The sequence below is a fragment of the Anabaena sp. PCC 7938 genome (assembly GCF_049315035.1).
Classification (GTDB): domain Bacteria; phylum Cyanobacteriota; class Cyanobacteriia; order Cyanobacteriales; family Nostocaceae; genus Anabaena; species Anabaena cylindrica.
Window position 1 is genome coordinate 1,426,199 of the sequence record NZ_CP186034.1, and the last position, 20,210, is coordinate 1,446,408.

At 41.8% G+C, this 20,210-nt stretch carries 18 protein-coding genes and 2 pseudogenes; 13 read left to right on the forward strand and 7 right to left on the reverse strand.

The annotated features are described in order from the left end of the window. Window positions 1–87: 87 nt before the first annotated feature. Window positions 88–2,244, forward strand: a complete 2,157-nt coding sequence (locus tag ACOWPH_RS06675) for a polyribonucleotide nucleotidyltransferase (protein WP_015214642.1) — start codon at window positions 88–90, stop codon at window positions 2,242–2,244. 282 nt (window positions 2,245–2,526) lie between these two features. On the opposite strand, the gene ACOWPH_RS06680 is transcribed toward ACOWPH_RS06675, so the two are convergent. Then, the gene (locus tag ACOWPH_RS06680; protein ID WP_015214643.1) at window positions 2,527–2,979 is read right to left on the reverse strand and encodes a pentapeptide repeat-containing protein; all 453 of its coding nucleotides are present in this window, start codon (window positions 2,977–2,979) and stop codon (window positions 2,527–2,529) included. An 82-nt stretch (window positions 2,980–3,061) separates the two neighbouring features. Between ACOWPH_RS06680 and ACOWPH_RS06685 the strand changes: the two genes are divergently transcribed. The 3 genes and pseudogenes from ACOWPH_RS06685 to ACOWPH_RS06695 form a co-directional block, all read left to right on the forward strand. Beyond that, window positions 3,062–3,310: a hypothetical protein gene (locus ACOWPH_RS06685; protein ID WP_015214644.1), complete on the forward strand. Its 249-nt coding sequence runs from the start codon at window positions 3,062–3,064 to the stop codon at window positions 3,308–3,310. Beyond that, complete coding sequence (locus tag ACOWPH_RS06690) at window positions 3,303–3,458, forward strand: PIN domain-containing protein (RefSeq protein WP_242043195.1); 156 nt, start codon at window positions 3,303–3,305, stop codon at window positions 3,456–3,458. Before ACOWPH_RS06685 ends, ACOWPH_RS06690 begins: the two co-directional genes overlap by 8 nt. A gap of 15 nt (window positions 3,459–3,473) precedes the next feature. After that, window positions 3,474–3,719 (forward strand): annotated as a pseudogene (locus ACOWPH_RS06695) (putative toxin-antitoxin system toxin component, PIN family); the annotation flags it as partial. A gap of 18 nt (window positions 3,720–3,737) precedes the next feature. Here ACOWPH_RS06695 and ACOWPH_RS06700 read toward each other — a convergent pair. Further along, window positions 3,738–4,367 carry a hypothetical protein gene (locus ACOWPH_RS06700; protein WP_015214645.1) on the reverse strand — a complete coding sequence of 210 codons (630 nt, stop codon included), beginning with the start codon at window positions 4,365–4,367 and terminating at the stop codon, window positions 3,738–3,740. A 218-nt stretch (window positions 4,368–4,585) separates the two neighbouring features. Between ACOWPH_RS06700 and ACOWPH_RS06705 the strand changes: the two genes are divergently transcribed. After that, window positions 4,586–4,849: a DUF3146 family protein gene (locus ACOWPH_RS06705; protein WP_015214646.1), complete on the forward strand. Its 264-nt coding sequence runs from the start codon at window positions 4,586–4,588 to the stop codon at window positions 4,847–4,849. Window positions 4,850–4,870: 21 nt separating this feature from the next. On the opposite strand, the gene ACOWPH_RS06710 is transcribed toward ACOWPH_RS06705, so the two are convergent. The 3 genes from ACOWPH_RS06710 to ntcA all read right to left on the reverse strand — a co-directional run bounded on the left by ACOWPH_RS06710 (window position 4,871) and on the right by ntcA (window position 7,814). Then, a complete protein-coding gene (locus tag ACOWPH_RS06710) occupies window positions 4,871–5,314 on the reverse strand; it encodes a pre-16S rRNA-processing nuclease YqgF (protein ID WP_015214647.1) in 444 nt (147 codons plus the stop codon). An 81-nt stretch (window positions 5,315–5,395) separates the two neighbouring features. Continuing rightward, window positions 5,396–6,886, reverse strand: coding sequence for a DUF3084 domain-containing protein (locus tag ACOWPH_RS06715; protein ID WP_015214648.1), 1,491 nt, complete (start codon window positions 6,884–6,886; stop codon window positions 5,396–5,398). Window positions 6,887–7,142: 256 nt separating this feature from the next. Next, the gene (gene ntcA, locus ACOWPH_RS06720) at window positions 7,143–7,814 is read right to left on the reverse strand and encodes a global nitrogen regulator NtcA (RefSeq protein ID WP_015214649.1); all 672 of its coding nucleotides are present in this window, start codon (window positions 7,812–7,814) and stop codon (window positions 7,143–7,145) included. A 379-nt stretch (window positions 7,815–8,193) separates the two neighbouring features. On the opposite strand from ntcA, the gene fabI reads away from it, so the two are divergent. The 4 genes from fabI to ACOWPH_RS06740 all read left to right on the forward strand — a co-directional run bounded on the left by fabI (window position 8,194) and on the right by ACOWPH_RS06740 (window position 13,069). Continuing rightward, entirely contained in the window at window positions 8,194–8,970 is a 777-nt protein-coding gene (gene fabI / locus ACOWPH_RS06725) for an enoyl-ACP reductase FabI (RefSeq protein WP_015214650.1), read from the forward strand. A 128-nt stretch (window positions 8,971–9,098) separates the two neighbouring features. Then, on the forward strand, window positions 9,099–9,695 hold the full coding sequence (hisB, locus tag ACOWPH_RS06730) for an imidazoleglycerol-phosphate dehydratase HisB (RefSeq protein WP_015214651.1): 597 nt from the start codon (window positions 9,099–9,101) through the stop codon (window positions 9,693–9,695). Between the two features lie 136 nt (window positions 9,696–9,831). Continuing rightward, window positions 9,832–10,806, forward strand: coding sequence for an ABC transporter ATP-binding protein (locus ACOWPH_RS06735; RefSeq protein WP_015214652.1), 975 nt, complete (start codon window positions 9,832–9,834; stop codon window positions 10,804–10,806). A gap of 832 nt (window positions 10,807–11,638) precedes the next feature. Continuing rightward, the gene (locus ACOWPH_RS06740) at window positions 11,639–13,069 is read left to right on the forward strand and encodes an SLBB domain-containing protein (RefSeq protein ID WP_015214653.1); all 1,431 of its coding nucleotides are present in this window, start codon (window positions 11,639–11,641) and stop codon (window positions 13,067–13,069) included. Between the two features lie 222 nt (window positions 13,070–13,291). On the opposite strand, the gene psbC is transcribed toward ACOWPH_RS06740, so the two are convergent. Together psbC and psbD are read right to left on the reverse strand one after the other, a co-directional pair. Then, window positions 13,292–14,680, reverse strand: coding sequence for a photosystem II reaction center protein CP43 (gene psbC, locus ACOWPH_RS06745; protein ID WP_015214654.1), 1,389 nt, complete (start codon window positions 14,678–14,680; stop codon window positions 13,292–13,294). After that, window positions 14,664–15,721, reverse strand: a pseudogene (gene psbD, locus ACOWPH_RS06750) (photosystem II D2 protein (photosystem q(a) protein)). Before psbD ends, psbC begins: the two are co-directional and overlap by 17 nt. A gap of 680 nt (window positions 15,722–16,401) precedes the next feature. On the opposite strand from psbD, the gene ACOWPH_RS06755 reads away from it, so the two are divergent. The 4 genes from ACOWPH_RS06755 (at window position 16,402) to ACOWPH_RS06770 (ending at window position 20,203) form a co-directional block, all read left to right on the forward strand. Further along, the gene (locus ACOWPH_RS06755) at window positions 16,402–16,971 is read left to right on the forward strand and encodes a photosystem I assembly protein Ycf4 (protein ID WP_015214656.1); all 570 of its coding nucleotides are present in this window, start codon (window positions 16,402–16,404) and stop codon (window positions 16,969–16,971) included. A 195-nt stretch (window positions 16,972–17,166) separates the two neighbouring features. After that, on the forward strand, window positions 17,167–17,949 hold the full coding sequence (locus tag ACOWPH_RS06760; RefSeq protein ID WP_015214657.1) for a peptidylprolyl isomerase: 783 nt from the start codon (window positions 17,167–17,169) through the stop codon (window positions 17,947–17,949). 55 nt (window positions 17,950–18,004) lie between these two features. Continuing rightward, complete coding sequence (locus ACOWPH_RS06765; RefSeq protein ID WP_015214658.1) at window positions 18,005–19,147, forward strand: beta-ketoacyl-ACP synthase; 1,143 nt, start codon at window positions 18,005–18,007, stop codon at window positions 19,145–19,147. Between the two features lie 309 nt (window positions 19,148–19,456). Further along, the gene (locus ACOWPH_RS06770; RefSeq protein WP_015214659.1) at window positions 19,457–20,203 is read left to right on the forward strand and encodes a DUF928 domain-containing protein; all 747 of its coding nucleotides are present in this window, start codon (window positions 19,457–19,459) and stop codon (window positions 20,201–20,203) included. Window positions 20,204–20,210 lie beyond the last annotated feature (7 nt).

The following is a 20,210-nucleotide window of genomic DNA, read 5'->3' on the forward strand; positions in this document are numbered from 1 at the left end:
TTGTTTGTTACAGAAGCCGTCTATAGTGCATAAATGTTAGGATTGCCACAGAAAGAGAATAGCGTGCATAGAAGGAAAAAAAACTGAATGGCAGAAGTTGATAAGTCAATATCCTTTGATGGACGGGATATTCGGCTGAAGGTTGGACTATTAGCCCCCCAAGCTGGCGGGTCGGTGTTGATACAATCGGGAGATACCGCTGTTTTGGTGACAGCTACGCGATCGCAAGCCAGAGAAGGCATTGATTTTCTTCCCCTGACTGTAGATTACGAAGAAAGATTGTATGCAGCGGGAAGAATTCCCGGTGGGATCATGCGCCGAGAAGGTCGTCCACCAGAAAGAACGATTCTTACCAGCCGTCTCATCGACCGTCCTTTACGTCCCTTGTTCCCTTCATGGTTGCGGGATGATTTGCAAGTTATTGCTTTCACCTTGTCAATGGATGAGCAAGTACCCCCTGATGTATTAGCTGTAACTGGTGCTTCAATTGCTACCCTAATTGCCCAAATTCCCTTTAATGGGCCAATGGCAGCAGTGCGTGTAGGTTTAGTGGGTGATGATTTCATTATTAACCCCACCTACGCAGAAATTGAAGCCAGCGATTTGGATCTAATTGTTGCCGGTTCACCAGATGGTGTGATCATGGTGGAAGCGGGAGCCAATCAGTTACCAGAACAAGATATTATCGAGGCAATTGATTTTGGTTACGAAGCAGTGCGGGATTTAATCCAAGCACAGTTAGATTTGTTGGATGAACTAGGTTTAAAAGTAGTCAAGGAAGAACCACCGGAAGTAGACCAAACACTAGAAAACTATATCCGCGATCGCGCAAGTGCTGAAATTAAAAAAATCTTGGCGCAATTTGAGTTAACTAAACCACAACGTGATGCCGCTTTAGATGTTGTCAAAGATGGCATAAAAGCCGAAATTCAAGCTCTTCCAGAAGAAGATCCCATTCGCACTGCCGCATCTGCAAATAGTAAAGCCCTTGGGAATACCTTCAAGGACATTACCAAATACTTTATGCGCCGTCAAATCGTTGAAGACAACGTTCGCGTTGATGGTCGCAAACTAGATGAAGTCCGGCCTATATCTTGCCAAGTTGACGTTTTACCCAAACGGGTTCACGGTAGCGGTTTATTTAACCGGGGTCTAACCCAAGTCTTAAGCTGTTGCACTCTCGGCACACCAGGAGATGCTCAAAACCTCAATGATGACTTGCAAGCAGACCAACACAAGCGTTACCTGCATCATTACAACTTCCCCCCCTTCTCGGTTGGGGAAACCAAACCGATGCGTGCGCCAGGAAGAAGAGAAATCGGTCACGGTGCATTAGCAGAAAGAGCAATTTTACCTGTGCTACCGACAAAAGAACAATTCCCATATGTGATCCGCATAGTTTCGGAAGTACTTTCTTCCAACGGTTCCACCTCAATGGGTTCAGTTTGTGGTTCCACCCTTTCTCTTATGGATGCTGGTGTACCCATTCTTAAACCCGTTAGCGGTGCAGCAATGGGTCTGATTAAGGAAGGGGACGACGTGCGAATCCTCACCGATATTCAGGGGATTGAAGACTTTTTGGGTGACATGGACTTTAAGGTTGCTGGTACAGATACTGGTATCACAGCTTTGCAAATGGATATGAAAATATCTGGTTTGTCTTTGGAAGTTATTGCTCAAGCTGTTCATCAAGCCAAATCTGCTCGGTTGCATATTCTGGATAAAATGCTCCAGACTATCGACACCCCACGGGCGGAAACTTCAGCTTATGCCCCACGTTTGTTGACCATCAAGATTGATCCCGACATGATTGGTCTAGTCATTGGACCCGGTGGGAAAACGATTAAAGGTATCACTGAAGAAACTGGTGCAAAAATTGACATCGAAGACGATGGCACAGTTACCATTTCCGCAGTTGATGAAAGCAAGGCGAAAAGAGCGCGTAACATTGTCCAAGGCATGACTCGCAAGTTGCATGAGGGAGATGTTTACGTAGGACGTGTAACACGGATTATACCCATTGGTGCGTTTGTGGAATTTTTGCCAGGAAAAGAAGGCATGATTCACATTTCTCAATTAGCTGACTATCGTGTTGGCAAAGTTGAAGATGAAGTAGCAGTTGGTGATGAAGTGATTGTCAAAGTGCGCGAAATTGACAATAAAGGTAGAATTAACCTGACACGCTTGGGTATCCACCCAGATCAAGCAGCTGCGGCGCGGGAAGCTGCGGCAGTAAATCATTAAATTGATTGAGGATTTTAGATTTTGGATTAGGGATGAATCGCAAATCTAAAATCCGCGATGCCTGTACAGTAGGCATCGCTGTACGATCTTTAAATTATTTTTGAATATACCGCAGAAGTCAGGAGTAAAGCTGGCTTGGTTTTTGGCTTTCAATAGTGCGTTAGCAATCTCAAAATATTTATAAGTTTAATGATAGTTGATTAATGTTGGGTATCGTTCCTCAACTCAACCTACAAGATCAGCGAACTGACAAGTCAGAGCTTGCGCTATCGGACTCCTGATTTAGGTATTAGTTGTGCGGATGCTGCCGTCTGGCATAATGGTATTGTAATAGATACTCCGCTTTATGTTGGCACCTTCCAAGTCAGCTCTAGTCAAGTCAGATCCGGTCAAGTTAGTCTCAACCATGTCAGCACCGGAGAGATAGGCATCAACAAGCTTGGCATTAGCCAAATCAGTTCTGGATAAATGAGCAAAACCCATATTAGCCCTACTCAAGTTAGCATCTCTGAAGATGCACCGGATCAAACCAGCTTGACCAATGCGACTGCTACGGAAATTAGCTCCAGTGAAGTTAACATCTTCCATATAAATTTCCCCCAAGTCAGAATCACTCAGATCGATTTCACTCAAATCAACCCTAGCCATTTCACTACCCTCCAAAAAAATTCCAGCAAAGTTACGCTCTCCAGCGTTGTATCGAGCCAACAGATCATCAGTGCTAATCCAAGTCACAATCAAACCTCCAAATTACATTACACATAATTCAAAAATTTAGATATGATCATAAAATAGAAGTATTAAAGATTAGCAAAATATGGCTACTATAGAAGAAATCACCATCAAAGTACCTTCAGATATTGCAGAAGCCTATCGCAGAGCGACAAAGGAAGAACAGGAACAAATTCAGTTAAAGTTTGCATCAATTATGCAGTTAAACTTTTTCAACTCTAGAAAAGAAGCGATTCAAAAACTTAGGAATACTATGGATGAAGTTAGTAAAGAAGCCCAAGCAAAAGGTTTAACGCCTGAGATTTTGGAATCAATTTTGCAAGACGATGAATGAGCGGCGATTTGTTTTTGACGCAAATGTGTTGGTGAGTGCATTTTTGTTTAGTCAAAGTAAGCCAAGACAGGCACTAGACAAATCTCAAGATATAGGCATTATTTTGTTAACTGATTCTGTTTTGACAGAGTTACAAGAAGTATTATAACGCCCCAAATTTGATCGTTACATCACTTTGGCAAAACGTAAGGAATTTCTAGAAATTTTAGTAGAAACCGCTGAGTTCATTAACATCACTGAACAGGTGAATGAATGTCGAGATCCCAAAGATAATAAATACTTGGAATTAGCTCTAAGTGGAAAAGCTGAATGCATTATTACAGGTGATGAAGATTTGCTTGTCCTCCATCCCTTTCGACAGATTGATATTTTAACAGTTCAGAATTTCTTGGATAAAATTAATGTCTGATGAGGAGGTGTGTTACACTCACAAACTCGCAAGATGTGGGTTATTTTTGCGAAGATTTTGTAACTGTATTCCATCCAATTTAACTGTTGCATATTTTTTAAGGCAATCGTAAAGCAGCATTGGAGAATCTAATCGCAACGGCTTAGAGTTAAAACCTGAACGTAGACCTTGACGTACTTCATCAATAGTTAGTCCCTGATTAATCACAAAAGGTAGAATATCAATTAATTTCTGCTCAATATCTTGTGGTTGGAAACTGCGTTCTGGATTTGCTTTGAGAGTGTACCTACGGCGACGTTTAAAATGATGCTCTTCAACCCAACGGTAGTGATCAATATATGCTTCATCACTATCAACAATGGTATCATTGTAATCAATAGTATTAGCATTTTTCCAATACAATTTCTCTGCAACTACAAACACTAGGTCGCAATAAAGGTGAGAAAAATTTGGGAAGGTATCGCCACTAACCCAAAAATTGACATCTCCGACAGCGGGTGACATTTGCGTAATGTGGCAATACGTATGTAAAAATTGCTTGTTCCAAACGTATGGATCTTGATTTCCACTGGTATGGTCGTGATAAACGGTAGTAGCATCAAATTTTGCTACAGCACGGCGTGGATGGTAAATCAGATAGCCACTCATACTACAACCCTAGCTAAAATGCAGCCCAATTTCTGAATTATACAGCGATCGTTATATAATGCTTGGTCTAATCAAACACTAGTGTAAATCATTAGCGACATCCTGAAAAACGAGAGTTTCAGGTTCTTTGCCAATTTGTCAATTTCAGGTATTTTTGGTACATAAAGATTAAGTAGCCTACATGGTTTACTTTTATCCCATACTTGACATCAAGCATAGTGAGTGCTAAACGTCTACCAGAAACAACCGCCAATGTCAGAATTACCCGTCAATCTTGGCAACATGGCTTTCTTGAAGGTGAAGTCAGCGCCGGTGATTTTGAATGGCATTTTCAGTGGCATTTCCGTCGGGGAGAACTGTCTGTCAAGCCTTCTCAAGGTCGGGCTTTAATCAAAGAACCTCTCGGCCGCTTTCTGGAAACACAAGATTACCAGTTAGAACCAGGAGGCGATTATGCTTTTACTATTCGGGCTGAGTTGTAGGTTATGCGATCGCTACAGTCATCAGCTGTGATTGGCATTGGAAATACTAGCAGTCAGACGATTTAAGTATCTTTCAATTAAGAGAATGGCCACAATGTCATCTATTGGTCGTGGAGGTTGACGCATTCCCTTTGGTAAGAGTTTGGTGAGTCCTCTGGGTGGAAACATTTGCCAATAGCGATCGCGTGCTTCTAAGGTGCTATATCGCTCATCTATTAAAATAATATTCAGTGAATCTGTTAATTCCTGATTTAGCCGCAGTTTCCACTTTTTCGCCGTTGTTTGGTCGCCCATCACAATTAAGGAAATAGGAAATCTTTGTCGTAGTGTCTCAATGTGAGCGATCGCATCACCAGCAGGAACAACTTGATGATAATACAATTGCCGATCTAGTCCCATCACAGCTACACCACATTTATCTCGACCGGGATCAAAGCCTAAAATTGCAGGTTGTGTATTAGTCATTAGAAACAGGGAACTCTTAACAGGGAACAGGGAACAGGAGGCAGAAAGATAAATATTATTCCTCCTCATCCTCCCATCGCTCTAAGTACTAAATAAAATTTGTCCGTTGAGCAGAGCAACCAACTTGACTCTCAAGGGACCTGCTGTATAAGTATCCTCAGCGGCTATAGCTTTAATTTCCAGAGGTTGGTCAGACTGTTGCAATTGGGCAAAAAAGCGGAGGAATGTACCATCTATCTGCACAGTTTCAATAATTCCCGCATTTCGAGCGCGGAATTGGGAAGCAGAAATTAATAAATCTAGGCGTTGCCTTAGTTGATATGATGTCATATTTTTCATATCGCCAGAAGTTGTCGCCAGTATCTCACCTGTGGAAAACACTAATTGATTCCGCGTGGCATCAGCAAAGAATTCTATCTGATTTTCTCCCCTAACGTAATTACCCGCTGAGAAAATTCGCACTACATATTCTCGACCATCATTAATTTGTTTGATCAGTTGATCAACCCTATCTTGAGTAACACGCAATAACTCTGCATTTGCCGGATTTGTGCCAGGTTCACTTAATTCTAGGTTGGCATTGCGATTGGCTTCCCGCAAAATTTGTATTACCACCTGACGAGCCGCAGTAGGTTGAGCTACACGCACCACCCCAGCTGCTAGAACTTGACCGCGCACTATAGCCAATTTACCCAGACGCAAGTCACGGTATGACTGGTAATATTTTTCTAGCCGTGCTACTTCCTGCTCTAAATATTTTTGCTGTTTTTCTAATTCTTTGAGACGAGATTCTCTAGTAGCAATGACTTGCTCTCGATTTTTAATTTCTAGATTGCGATTTTGAATAAGTTTATCTAACTGAGTAATTTTCTGATCACGCTTTTCAATCGCTTCTTGACGATTAGCAAGTTCGCGATCGCGTTTTTCAATAGCTGTCTTCGCTTCGTCAATGGCTTTTTTCGCTTCCACATATAATCGCTGGCGTTCTGTCTTTAATTGTTCAACTGCTGCCTGTAATGTCTTACGCTGATTATAAAGGGTTTCTAATTCCCCTGTGGCTTTTTGGTACTGACTCACCACTTCCCCCAGTTGGCTTTGAGTACCTTGGAGTTGAGCTTGTGTTTTAGCTTGTTGACTAATGGTGCGGTTAAGTTGAGCTTGTGTTATCTGTTGTTTGGCATTTGCTGCTTGCAAGGACTGATTAATTTTCTGTAAATCTTGTTGTGCCTGGGTTTGTGCTTTCCTGGCTTGATTGAGCTTGTCTTCTACCTGACTTTTTTCCGTTTCTGCGGTTTTGAGTTGTTCTCGCTTATTTCTGAGGTCATTTTGAATGTCCTCTAATTCAAATACTCCCTTCCGCAATCCTTCATCAGCAGCAAATAAAACCGCTAGAGTTGATGCAGAAATCAAACCACCAGTAAAAATAGTGACTAGTACCGCCGTTTTTTTGGGACGTAGGTTGAAAAGTGAGAGACGTGCTTTGCCAACTCGTGTGCCGATGCGATCGCCCACGGTGGCAATTACGCCTCCCAAAATTAGAATTGCTGCAATGAGGATGTACCCAGTGGCCATCTTTAACTACCGTTCACGGAGCGTGCCGGAGGCATAATCTTTCCAGATACAGCCTACTACTTTCAACCATAGTCTGTGGGGAAAAGAAGATTGACAAAAGCATGAATTACTCAATTTTTAGATTTACCTCTAATTTTTTGGGGAATGGGGATCGGGGACTGGGGACTGGGGATTGAGGATTGGAAAAGAGATTATAAATAAATTTCCCCTGCTCCCTGCTCCCTGCTCCCTGCTCCCTGCCTCCTTTCCCCTAACTTTATGTAAATTGCCTACTTAAAGTTACAGGTTTATGCACAGTAATCTTCTTTTTGTGGATCGAAATCATTTTTTTCTCACGTAAATCTCCCAGTAACCTGGTGACAGTAACGCGAGTAGAACCAATTGCTTCAGCGATCGCTTGATGAGATAACTTCAAATCAATTGTGATGCCATCAGCGCAAGGTACACCAAAATCTCGACAAAGAATTAATAAAAAACTCACCAATCTAGAACCCATATCTCGGTGAGCAAGCGTTTCAATCATCATCTCTGTCTGAAGAATCCGCGAAGAAAGACCCCGCAGCATTAACATAGATAATTCTGGATTTTCCTTGAGCGCTTGCTCCACTTGTTCAATTGGTGCCGAAAGCAATTCTACAGCGGTAAATGCCACCGCATGGTAAAATCTATCTGATTTATTGCCCGTTAGCAACGACAACACACCGAAAACGCTATTTTCCCGCAGCAGCGCTACCGTTATTTCTTCTCCTGCCTCATATACCCTGGAAAGTTTTACAGCACCCTTGAGAAGAAAATAAACTCGTTCGGCAGGATCGCCGGGAAAAAAGATCGTTTTGTTGCGTTCAAACGTTTCCACAACCGGAGGAAACGCTCCGGTCGCCATCTGACGAAAAACATTTGCTAGGGCTTTATCTTGTGTCACGATCATCTCCCTTCCCCTACCCAATGCCGGAAAAACAAAAACTGATTACCTAAGAATACACCTGAAAAATCAAGAAAGCACCGTCAACCTTTTTGTTTTTTCCTATACTCAAATTTGCTGCTTTATAGCCATTTGTTTATCATGATACATAATTCTTGTGATTTTTAGCCATCAATTGTTGATAAGTAGTTTCAAAACCTCAAGTTAAAAGGTTTTTTTCTATAAAAATTTCCGATATCTTTATAACTTCTTAAACAATCAGCAAAAATTTTGTTGCACTCAACACCCTAATTAATTAGATCTATTGAAAATCACGTCGCCAACAAAGTCAAAATAGGCTCAGATTCTAGTATGCTCCTATTGATTGATCAAATTAACAATTTCTATGCTGAATCTGTCCGGAAAAAACGCCCTAGTAACAGGTATTGCCAATAATCGCTCCATTGCCTGGGGTATTGCCCAACAACTCCACAAAGCAGGTGCTAACTTGGGTATTACCTATTTGCCCGATGAAAAAGGCAAATTCGAGAAAAAAATATCAGAATTAGTAGAACCCCTCAATCCCAGCTTGTTCCTTCCCTGTAACGTAGAAAATGAAGAGCAAATTCAATCTACTTTTGAAACAGTCCGCCAGCAATGGGGCAAGATAGACATCCTCATTCATTGCCTAGCTTTTGCAAATAGAGACGATTTAACTGGAGATTTTAGCCAGACTTCTCGATCTGGTTTTAATAAAGCTTTGGAAGTTAGCACTTATTCACTAGTGCAGTTAAGTGGTGCTGCTAAACCTCTGATGACAGATGGTGGCAGTATTGTTACTCTTACATACTTGGGCGCAGTCCGGGCAATCCCTAACTATAACATCATGGGTGTAGCTAAAGCTGGATTAGAAGCAAGTGTACGTTACTTGGCAGCTGAATTAGGCCCCCAAAATATTCGCGTTAATGGTATTTCCGCAGGCCCTATCCGCACTTTGGCATCTTCAGCTGTGGGTGGTATTTTGGATATGATTCATCACGTTGAAGAAGTTGCTCCTTTACGTCGGACTGTTACTCAGCTAGAAGTGGGTAATACAGCAGCTTTTTTATGTAGTGATTTGGCAAGCGGCATTACTGGACAAATCCTGTATGTAGATGCAGGATATGAAATTATGGGAATGTGATAGGAAGCAGAAGAAGCAGGGGGGGCAGGGAGCAGGGAGCAGGGGGAAGAAAGCTCAATACTCTCTGCCTCATCTCCCTATTTCTAATGACCAATGACCAATGACCAATGACCAATGACCAATGACTAATGACTAACAACCGCATTGCTACAGTTCACCGCACTACTGGGGAAACAGATATTCAAGTTACTATCAATCTTGATGGTACAGGCATCTGTAAGGCTGCTACGGGTATTCCTTTTTTGGATCATATGTTGCATCAAATAGCTTCTCATGGGCTGTTTGATTTAGATATTCAAGCTCAAGGTGACTGGGAAATTGATGATCACCACACTAATGAAGATGTGGGTATTACTTTAGGTCAAGCTTTATATCAAGCACTAGGTAACAAAAAAGGTATTGTCCGCTTTGGTAATTTTCTTGCACCCTTAGATGAAGCTTTAATTCAGGTGGCTTTAGACTTTTCTGGAAGACCTCATCTTAGCTATAGTTTAGAAATTCCTACTCAACGGGTAGGAACTTATGATACTCAATTGGTACGTGAGTTTTTTGTGGCATTGGTAAATCATAGCCAAATGACCTTGCATATTCGCCAGTTAGATGGTATAAATTCACATCATATTATTGAAGCAACTTTTAAAGCTTTTGCTAGAGCCATGCGAATGGCAGTAGAAATAGATCCCCGACGTGCGGAGACTATTCCTAGTTCTAAAGGTGTTTTATAAGTTGCTAGAAAAAGTGTTATGAAGCTCATTGGTTGGCGATAAATGACACATTAAAATAATGAGTGCTATTTATTATCGTCCTACCAGATATTCTGTAATTAATCACATCTAGCCGGGAATTGATCATTTAACCGCAATGAATTCTGTTGCCGACACCCCTGAACCTCAACTTAATCCTTTAGAACAACCACCAGTAGTCCTAACTTCTGAGTTGCGAAAAGTCTATCGTACTGGGTTTTGGCTGAATCAAAAAGTTGTATCCCTCAAAAGTTGTTCTTTACAAGTTTATCCAGGGCAAACCTTTGGTTTACTAGGCCCTAATGGTGCTGGTAAAACTACGCTGTTAAAACTGTTGCTGGGAATTATCCGTCCTTCTTCTGGGAGGGGTTTATTATTAGGTAAGCCAATTGGCGATCGCTCTGTGAAGCAAAAGATTGGTTATTTGCCAGAGAATCCCTATTTATACGACTATCTGACTGGGTGGGAATTTTTGCAGTTAGCAGCGGGGTTATTCCAAATTCCCCGTCAGTTACAACGTCAACGCATTCCCCAACTGCTGGAATTAGTTGGTTTATCTCAAGTTGATGCTCGTAAAAAGCTGATGCGCCGTTATTCTAAGGGTATGCTTCAGCGTGTTGGCATGGCTCAGGCATTAATTAATGATCCCGATTTGGTATTTCTGGATGAACCCATGTCTGGACTTGATCCTTTAGGACGTTACCAAATGCGAGAAATTATTCTTTCTTTGAAAGCTGCTGGAAAAACAATATTTTTCAACAGTCATGTTTTGAGTGAAGTGGAACAAATATGCGATCGCGTAGCTATCCTAAATCAAGGAGAATTAATTTGCTCTGGTTCTCTCAATGAACTCTTAGGCACAGAAAACTCATATCATGTTAAAGGTCTAGGGGGCGATGGAGCAACTCTCAAAAAAAGGATACCCGATCTAGAATTTAAGCCTGATGGTTCTTGGCACGGCATATTACAAGATGATTACTATGATTTTCTGGCCAGTCTCCGGTTAATGGGAGGCGAAATCATTACCATGAACTTATCTCGTCAATCTCTAGAGGAATTCTTTATCCAGCAGATCCAAAAACAAAATCATTAACCCCGCTAGTACTGCTTTTATACGAGAAGCTACGTGTACCTTGCTTCTTTTTAGGCGTAAGCAGAATTTTAAGTATGTAACTAAAAGTAAAGTTGCTCCAAACCCCCTTCCTTCCTGTCTTCTGGCTTGCCCTAACGATAAATATTCATGCCCACCTACTGATCGCCTCAATAAATATTGCCAAAATGTATAATGAATTTTCTTTTAGAGGTAGTAAAACAGCTTAAGTAAGAATTCTATTGCGTCGAATACTGCTATTGTGAAACTGACTGATAAATTCCAATAGTTATTTTAGCGACTACATCTAAGTTAAAAAAATAATTGAAAATGTAGTGTTAATGACCCTTAATTAATTTGATTATACCTGAGTTCGACATAAGATAATTTGTGGAAAACTCGCCCCCGCTAGGAGTCTCAAACCCTTATTATCTCGCCCTTAAAAATCATAACTCCGAACACCGTTCGCGTAGCGTCTCCGTTCGGCGAAGCCGTACCGTAGGCATAGGAGAAACTCCGAACACCGAACACAGGTGATTATTTACTGTTTGCATAAATTACCAAAGTATTTCAACTTCAAATATAAATTTTGATTCTTGACTATTGACTATTTGCATAAAAATTGCTCTAATCGTTATCAATTAAATTTTGCTCACTGAGTTCTGCTTTAAATTAACTTAACTAAAAATTCAGAATTCCCCGTTAAATTATATCCGGAAAATCAAGATTACTTAGGAAAATAGCAGTGTTGAGGAACTTCAATAAATAAGTATAGTCAACGTTAAAATGTCTAGACAATACTTTACAGATCGTAGTCTCTGAGTCTCAGGTAAATATGCTTAATATACATTTGTGGAAAATTTTCACCCATTCAACTACGGCTGTAGTTTTATTAACGACTGTCAATATCGCTTTACCATCTGTTAGTCTAGCGCAGCAACAACCAGTATCATCTTCGAGTATATCTACAGATTACTTATTAGGGGGTGGCGATCGCATTCGCGTCAATGTATTTGAAGTACCAGAATATACAGGTGAATACCAAGTTCCCCCAGGTGGTGCGATTAATATGCCCTTAATTGGCAGCATCTCCGTTCTGGGATTAACAACAGAACAGGCATCTGACGAAATAGCCAGAAGATATGCTCGTTTTCTTAAACGTCCCCTGATATCTGTGAATTTGTTATCATCTCGTCCCATCAATGTTTTTGTAGCCGGAGAAGTAACAAGACCAGGATCTTACACTCTCAGCTTAGAAGGAAGTGGGGGAGACAGTCCAGGTGTACAATATCCGACGGTATTAGCTGCCCTGACTACAGCCCAAGGGGTAACACTAGCAGCAGATGTAACCAAAGTACAATTACGCCGTAAAATAGGACGTTCCGGTGAGCAAGTTGTCAGTTTTAACTTGAAAGAACTCACTCAAACGGGCAGGATATCGCAAGATATTACCCTACGAGATGGAGACACTATCGTTGTCCCCACTGCTACGGATTTCAATGTTGCTGAAGCCCGCAATTTATTCGCCACTAACTATGCAGCTAGTCAAAGCTCACCCCGCACTGTAGCCATTACAGGTCAAGTTTACCGTCCCGGTTCCTATCTTGTCACTTCAGGAACTACTGGTGGTAATGATGGTGGAGCGCCGGGAACTGGTTTACCGACTGTCATGCGAGCAATTCAACTAGCTGGGGGAATTACATCACAAGCAGATGTTCGTAGTATTAAAATCCGTCGTCCTACAAGAATTGGCTCAGAACAAAGCTTAAATGTTAATCTCTGGGAGTTATTGCAGACCGGGGATCTGAATCAAGATGTAGTATTGCAAGATGGAGACACAATCGTTGTTCCCACGGCCACAGATATCAACACAGCCGAAGCCACTCAATTAGCTACCACTACTTTGTCACCGGCAAAAATTCAAGTTGGGGTAGTAGGAGAAGTTAAAAAACCTGGATTAACAGATTTACAACCCAATAGCTCTTTAAATCAGGCATTACTTGCCGCTGGTGGGTTTAATGATGCTAGAGCTAGTAGTGCTGCGGTAGATTTAATTCGCCTCAATCCTAATGGGACTGTATCCAAACGCATAGTCAAAATAGATTTCTCAAAAGAAATTAATGAGGAAACCAATCCCATACTTCGCAATAATGATGTTGTTGTAGTCAGCCGTTCTGGTATTGCTAAAACCAGTGATACAGTCAATACTGTAGCTGGTCCTTTCGGTACTATTTTGGGTATTGTTAGGTTGTTTTTTGGATTCTAGATTAAGTTTGACAATTGGGGAAAATTTTTCAATTCCCCTTATTGAGAATATAAGATTTCAGCCTGCATGAGCAGGCTTAGTTTTTGATAGCAGCTATCAAAAAAGCGTTCATTCCGTGAAATCCTTAAATCTTTTAAATCAGTGATAAAAAAAGCTCTTGCTATGAGCAAGAGCAGAAAAATTAATTATCAGTGATGAAAAAACCTGATCACAACTTAGTCGTTAGTCAAGGTCATTCATAAACATAACTGGCTCAGTCTCGCGGTCAATACCTTTTTCAAAACCACCAGCAGCCGCACGAGCGCGTCCTGCGTGCCACAAGTGACCGATGAGGAAAAAGAAACCTAACACAAAGTGAGAGGTAGCTAACCACGCACGGGGAGATACATAGTTAAAAGAGTTGATTTCAGTAGCCACACCACCTACAGAGTTCAAAGAACCCAGAGGAGCATGAGTCATGTATTCAGCAGCACGACGAGCTTGCCAAGGCTGAATATCGTTCTTGACTTTTTCTAGATCAAGACCGTTAGGACCACGCAGAGGCTCTAACCAAGGGCCACGGAAATCCCAGAAGCGCATGGTTTCACCACCGAAGATAATTTCACCGGTAGGTGAGCGCATTAGGTATTTACCTAGACCTGTGGGGCCTTGAGCAGAACCGACGTTAGCACCTAAGCGTTGGTCACGAATCAAGAAGGTTAAAGCTTGAGCTTGAGAAGCTTCAGGACCAGTAGGACCAAAGAATTCACTAGGGTAAACGGTGTTGTTGTACCAAACCATAGTTGAGGCAATAAATCCCATCAAGGATAAAGCGCCTAAGCTATAAGACAGGTAAGCTTCACCAGACCAGATAAAAGCACGACGCGCCCAAGCGAAAGGCTTGGTAAAGATGTGCCAAATACCGCCAGAAATACAAATTAAGGCAATCCAGATGTGACCACCGATAACATCTTCCATGTTATCGACGCTAACAATCCAGCCTTCTCCACCGAAGGGAGATTTGATTAAATAACCAAATATCACCGCTGGGTTGAGTGTAGGGTTGGTAATGACACGAACATCACCACCACCGGGAGCCCAAGTGTCGTATACACCACCGAAGAACATAGCCTTCAGCACTAACAGCAGCGCACCACATCCCAAGATGATCAGGTGGAAGCCGATGATGTTGGTCATCTTGTTCTTGTCTTTCCAGTCGTAACCAAAGAAAGAGGAGTACTCTTCTAAGGTTTCTGGGCCCCGAACGGCATGATAGATACCGCCGAAACCCAGTACGGCAGAGGAAATTAAGTGCAGTACACCAGCAACAAAGTAGGGAAAGGTGTCGATAACTTCACCACCTGCGGCAACGCCCCAACCTAAAGTGGCGATGTGAGGTAGAAGAATCAAGCCCTGTTCGTACATGGGCTTTTCTGGGATAAAGTGAGCAACTTCAAATAAAGTCATTGCTCCAGCCCAGAAGACGATTAAACCAGCATGGGCTACGTGAGCGCCAAGCAGTTTACCAGATAGGTTAATTAAACGAGCGTTACCAGACCACCAAGCAAAACCGCTTGATTCTAGGTCCCGGCCACCGCCAATAACTGATGATCTATTAGAGAGCGTTACCACGAGGTAATACCTCCTCAGGGAATACAAATTGTTCGTGGGGTTGATCTTGAGGAGCCATCCAAGCGCGGATACCCTCGTTCAGCAAAATATTTTTGGTATAGAAAGTTTCAAACTCTGGGTCTTCTGCTGCCCGTAATTCTTGGGAAACGAAGTCATAAGCCCGCAGGTTGAGTGCCAAGCCAACGATGCCTACAGATGCCATCCATAAGCCTGTGACTGGTACGAACAACATGAAGAAGTGCAACCAACGTTTGTTAGAGAAAGCAATACCGAAAATCTGTGACCAGAAACGGTTTGCTGTCACCATTGAGTAGGTTTCTTCAGCTTGGGTGGGGTTGAATGCAGGGAAGGTGTTGGAACCTTCGCCGTCATCAAACAGGGTGTTTTCTACTGTGGCTCCGTGAATCGCCGACAGTAATGCTCCACCTAAGATTCCCGCTACACCCATCATGTGAAAGGGGTTGAGTGTCCAGTTGTGGAACCCTTGCAGGAATAGTAAGAACCGGAAGATTGCTGCTACACCAAAGCTGGGTGCAAAGAACCAGCTTGATTGTCCCAAGGGGTACATCAAGAAGACGCTGACGAAAACGGCAATTGGTCCTGAGAATGCTAGTGCGTTGTAAGGACGAATTCCTACTAGTCTGGCGATTTCAAATTGACGCAACATGAAGCCAATTAGACCAAAGGCTCCGTGTAATGCTACGAATGGCCATAGGCCACCTAGTTGAAACCAACGGGTTAGGTCTCCTTGAGCTTCAGGTCCCCAGAGTAACAACAGGGAATGTCCCATGCTGTTGGCTGGTGTGGATACTGCTACTGTGAGGAAGTTAGCTCCTTCTAAATAGGAGGATGCTAATCCGTGGGTGTACCAGGAGGTGACGAAGGTTGTACTTAAGTCAGCCAACCGCCTAGTGCGAGGAAGGCGCAGGGAAATAATAATATTCCTGACCAACCTACGAATACGAAGCGATCGCGCTTTAACCAGTCGTCTAATACGTCAAACCACCCTCTACTCGGGGCGCGTCCAACTGCGATGGTCATTGAACTAAAATCCTCTTTTTTACTAAAATTGCCACGTTTTTAGGTTTTTACCTTGGTCAGATTTACTGAGTTGGGGCTACTACCGCGAGGAATTAAACGTTTTTTTGAGACTTTTCGCCACTGCTAAGTGGCTGAAATTCTGAGAACCTAATGCTTTACTAGCTAGGCATTTCTCAGAATTATGCCATTATGCGTACCACTAACTAAATCTCTAGATTGTGGTAACTTAATGATTCTTAACTTATCACATTAATCAGGGTTTGCGGTGGAGACACGCAAATCAATGGGGTATTTGGCGTGCTACAACTTATCTGTGGTAATTGTAGTTAAGGATTCTTGTCTTGTTTGGGTTTGATATTAATTATGAATACCAAAATTTTAACAATCTGACATACATTTTCTCATAAATCTTACAAATTTTTTTTGGGATAAAACCTTCTCCTTCCTACCCTCCCTCTATCTTTATGTGGTCAAAACTTGCAATACTGACTGCTCAAGTGGCACACTTACGTCTAGAGAGCAATTAATTTTTCGCGTTTGGCTAAAGCGTGTAAGCTTACTGTAGCTTGCTTCTCGAAGGGTGGAATCACCGCTCCCATACTCCCGTTGAAGTAAGAAGTAAGTTTCTAGATTCGTCTAGGTTTTATATAGCAGAATATCTCACAGGCCAAGGTAGTTCCATGACGGCATCAACAACAATTAATAAAGGCGATGGCCTTTTGCATCAAAATGTCCTCGGTTCTCGTCGGTTTAGTAACTACTGGTGGGCAACTATCGTTAGCTTGGGAGCATCTGGCTTTTTATTGGCTGGTATCTCTAGCTATCTCAAAGTTAATTTACTCATTGTCACCGATCCAACTCAACTGATATTTGTACCCCAAGGGTTGGTTATGGGCTTGTATGGACTAGCTGGGTTGCTCTTAGCTTTATACCTATGGCTAGTTATTTTATGGGATGTTGGTGGTGGCTATAACGAATTCAATCAGGAAACTGGTAAATTCAAAATCTTTAGATGGGGTTTTCCTGGAAAAAACCGCCAAATTGAGATTGAAAACCGCATCCAAGACGTACAATCTGTACGCATCTCTATTAAGGAAGGTCTGAATCCCCAACGCGCACTTTATCTAAGGGTTAAAGGACGACGGGATATTCCTTTGACAAGGATAGGTCAACCGTTATCTTTAGCTGATTTAGAAACTCAAGGTGCTAATTTAGCCCGCTTTTTGGCAGTGCCTTTAGAAGGACTCTAAGAATTTTGGATTTTGGATTTTGGATTTTGAATTGGTGGTAAATCAAAAATCCACTGTCTCAGATTACAAAATCCCGATAGTATCTATTGGTTTAACCCTATGCAATCGCCTGACTACGAAAATTCTCAATCTAAAATCTAAAATCTAAAATTGCGAAGAGAGGCTAAGATACTCTGGTTGAGTCAGTAACTGGCAATGCGGTTAAAATTTTCACACTTTTTAGTTTCTCTGTTGATGATTGGTGGTTTGATGTTGGGAGGATGTTCAACAGAAAAAGTAACTTCTAATACATCTCCCACTTCCACAGCGACCTCAAATGCAACTGAGGAAAGCTCCAAGTCAAATACTGAAGCGACAACGATCTCAGAAATTAGTCGCGAGAGTATTCCGGGAATCAAAAATTTACCACGCCTCGAAGGTAAGGCTACTGTTGTGATGACAGTTAATGGCGCACCAATTACCATCGAAGTAGATGGTACTAATGCTCCTATTACTGCTGGCAACTTCGTTGATTTAGTTCAAAAAGGTATTTATGACGGTTTAGTTTTCCATCGGGTTGTGCGGGAACCTCAGCCGTTTGTGGTTCAAGGTGGTGATCCCCAAAGTAAAGATCCCAAGAGTTCACCAGAAAGGTGGGGAACTGGCGGCTATATAGACCCAAAAATCGGGACTGAACGCCGTATACCACTAGAAATTAAGCCAGAAGGTGCAGAACAGCCTGTTTATAGTAAAACGATTACTAATAAGCCTGCGTTGACACACAAATTAGGTGCAGTAGCAATGGCGCGATCGGAACCACCTGATTCTGCTTCTTCTCAGTTTTACTTTGCATTGGCAGATTTGGGCTTCTTGGATGGTAATTATGCTGTGTTTGGCTATGTCACAGATGGCTTTGATGTAGTTAATAAAATTCAGCAAGGCGATCGCATTAATTCTGCGAAAGTCACTCAAGGTGCTGAAAATCTGAAAACCCCTTAGTAGTCAGTAAGGGCGTATTGCAATACGCCCCTACAAATTACGAATTACGAATTATGTGAAAGTTGTTGTCACTGGTATTGGTTTAGTTTCTGCTTTAGGTAAAAGCTTAGAGGATAGCTGGCAAAATTTGCTGCTAAGTAAAACGGGTATTAAATTACATCAGCCATTTCCAGAACTTTTAAAAATTCCTCTAGGTTTAATTGCTGAACAACCATCTGATTTAACGACCCTAACTCAGATGGTTGTTAATTCTGCTCTGCAAGATGCTGAATTATTAACACCTCTACCAGATTGTGCAGTGGTAGTTGGTTCTAGTCGTGGTTATCAAGCAGATTGGGAGAAATTAGCACAGAAAATATATGGGCAAAATTGCCTTCTAGCAGCCTTAAATTTAGAAAATTGGTTGGATACTTTACCACACATGAATGCGATCGCTGTAGCTCGAAAAATCGGCGCATCAGGTACTGTTTTAGCACCAATGGCGGCCTGTGCTACAGGGCTTTGGGCAATTTCCCAAGCTGCTATGTTAATTCAAACAGGGCAATGTCAAAGAGCGATCGCAGGTGCAGTGGAAGCACCAATTACCCCTTTAACTATCTGTGGTTTTCAGCAAATGGGGGCTTTAGCAAAAACAGGCGCTTATCCCTTTGATATACACCGTGAAGGTTTAGTTTTGGGAGAAGGTGGTGCTGTGTTTGTTCTGGAATCAGCAGAATTAGCAAACCAACGTCAAGCAAATATTTATGGTGAAATTCTGGGTTTTGGTTTGACAGCAGACGCATTTCATAGCAATCAACCAGAACATGAAGGAAAAAGTGCGATCGCAGCCATCAAGCAATGTTTACAACGTAGTTACCTCACCCCTGCCGATATAGACTACATCCATGCTCATGGTACAGCCACGCTCCTCAATGACCGTATCGAAGGCAAAATTATCCAGCATTTATTTCCTGCAAAAGTAGCAATTAGCTCCACTAAAGGCAGTTCAGGTCATACACTAGGAGCCTCAGGAGCCTTGGGTGTGGCTTTTTCGCTCATGGCTTTAAAACATAGAAAATTACCCCCTTGTGTGGGATTGCAGCAACCAGAATTTGATTTAAATTTCATCACAGCAGCCAGAGATAGTGAAATCCAGCGGATACTCTGTTTGAGTTTTGGTTTTGGTGGACAAAATGCAGCGATCGCTTTAAGTCATTAAAATTTATATTTATAGAGTGCTATATTTAACCCTGATAGTGGGAACACTGCTGTTGAATATTACGTCCATAAATACTTTAATCCCTGTATAAAAAATATCAATTCATAAAGGCAGTTCGTAAATAGCGATCAACGCCTTGTATTACATAATATTCACTCATTCAAGTCATTGTCAAAGGCAACTCCTGGCAGGAAAGAGAGGAATTAAAGCTGTACTCAGTTTTTAATTGCAAAGCGCACACGCCAACAAAAATCAAATAAAAATACCGTAGTAAAGTATAAAATAATTAATCAAGGAGATTATTGAACCATGAAATGGCTCCAGGCATCTCTATGTTTTTTAGCATTTTCTTTCACCGTATATTCTCAAGCATCATCCGTACTAGCTCAGTCATACCCAACACAAAGAACTTGGCAAATAAGTCAAAAATTTAAACCTCCAGTAGATAATCAACCTAATCCTCCCACCATTGGTGCTGCAACTCGTACCTCCTCATGTATCAAGGACAAACGAGTAATAACGCCCTTACTCCCTACCAATCAATTAGGGTTGACTTTCAATCAACATCCTACGTTTTATTGGTCTGTGCCTCCAACTCCAGTTAAAACTGCTGAGTTCACAATTTTGGCTCCTGGAGACGAACAAATAATTTATAAAACAACTTTAACCCTTCCCGACCAACCAGGAATTACCAGTTTTACTCTGCCAACAAATGCTCCTGCACTGCAAATAAATACTACTTACCGCTGGTATCTAACCCTGATTTGCGATGCTGAAGAATCTAGCAACAATCCTTATGTAGAAGGTTTTGTAAAACGTACCCAACCAGATTTAACTTTATCAAATTCTCTAGCCAAATCAGACTTACACCAGATACCAACAATCTATGCAGAAGCTGGAATTTGGCATGAAGCACTGACTTCTTTAGTTCAATTACGTTGCACTCAGCCAAATGATTTAACAGTCAAGCGCAATTGGCGCAAATTTTTGGACTCAGTAGAATTGATTAACATCGCATCTGAGCCATTAATTGATGCTTGCACAACCAAGAATTAAACAATAA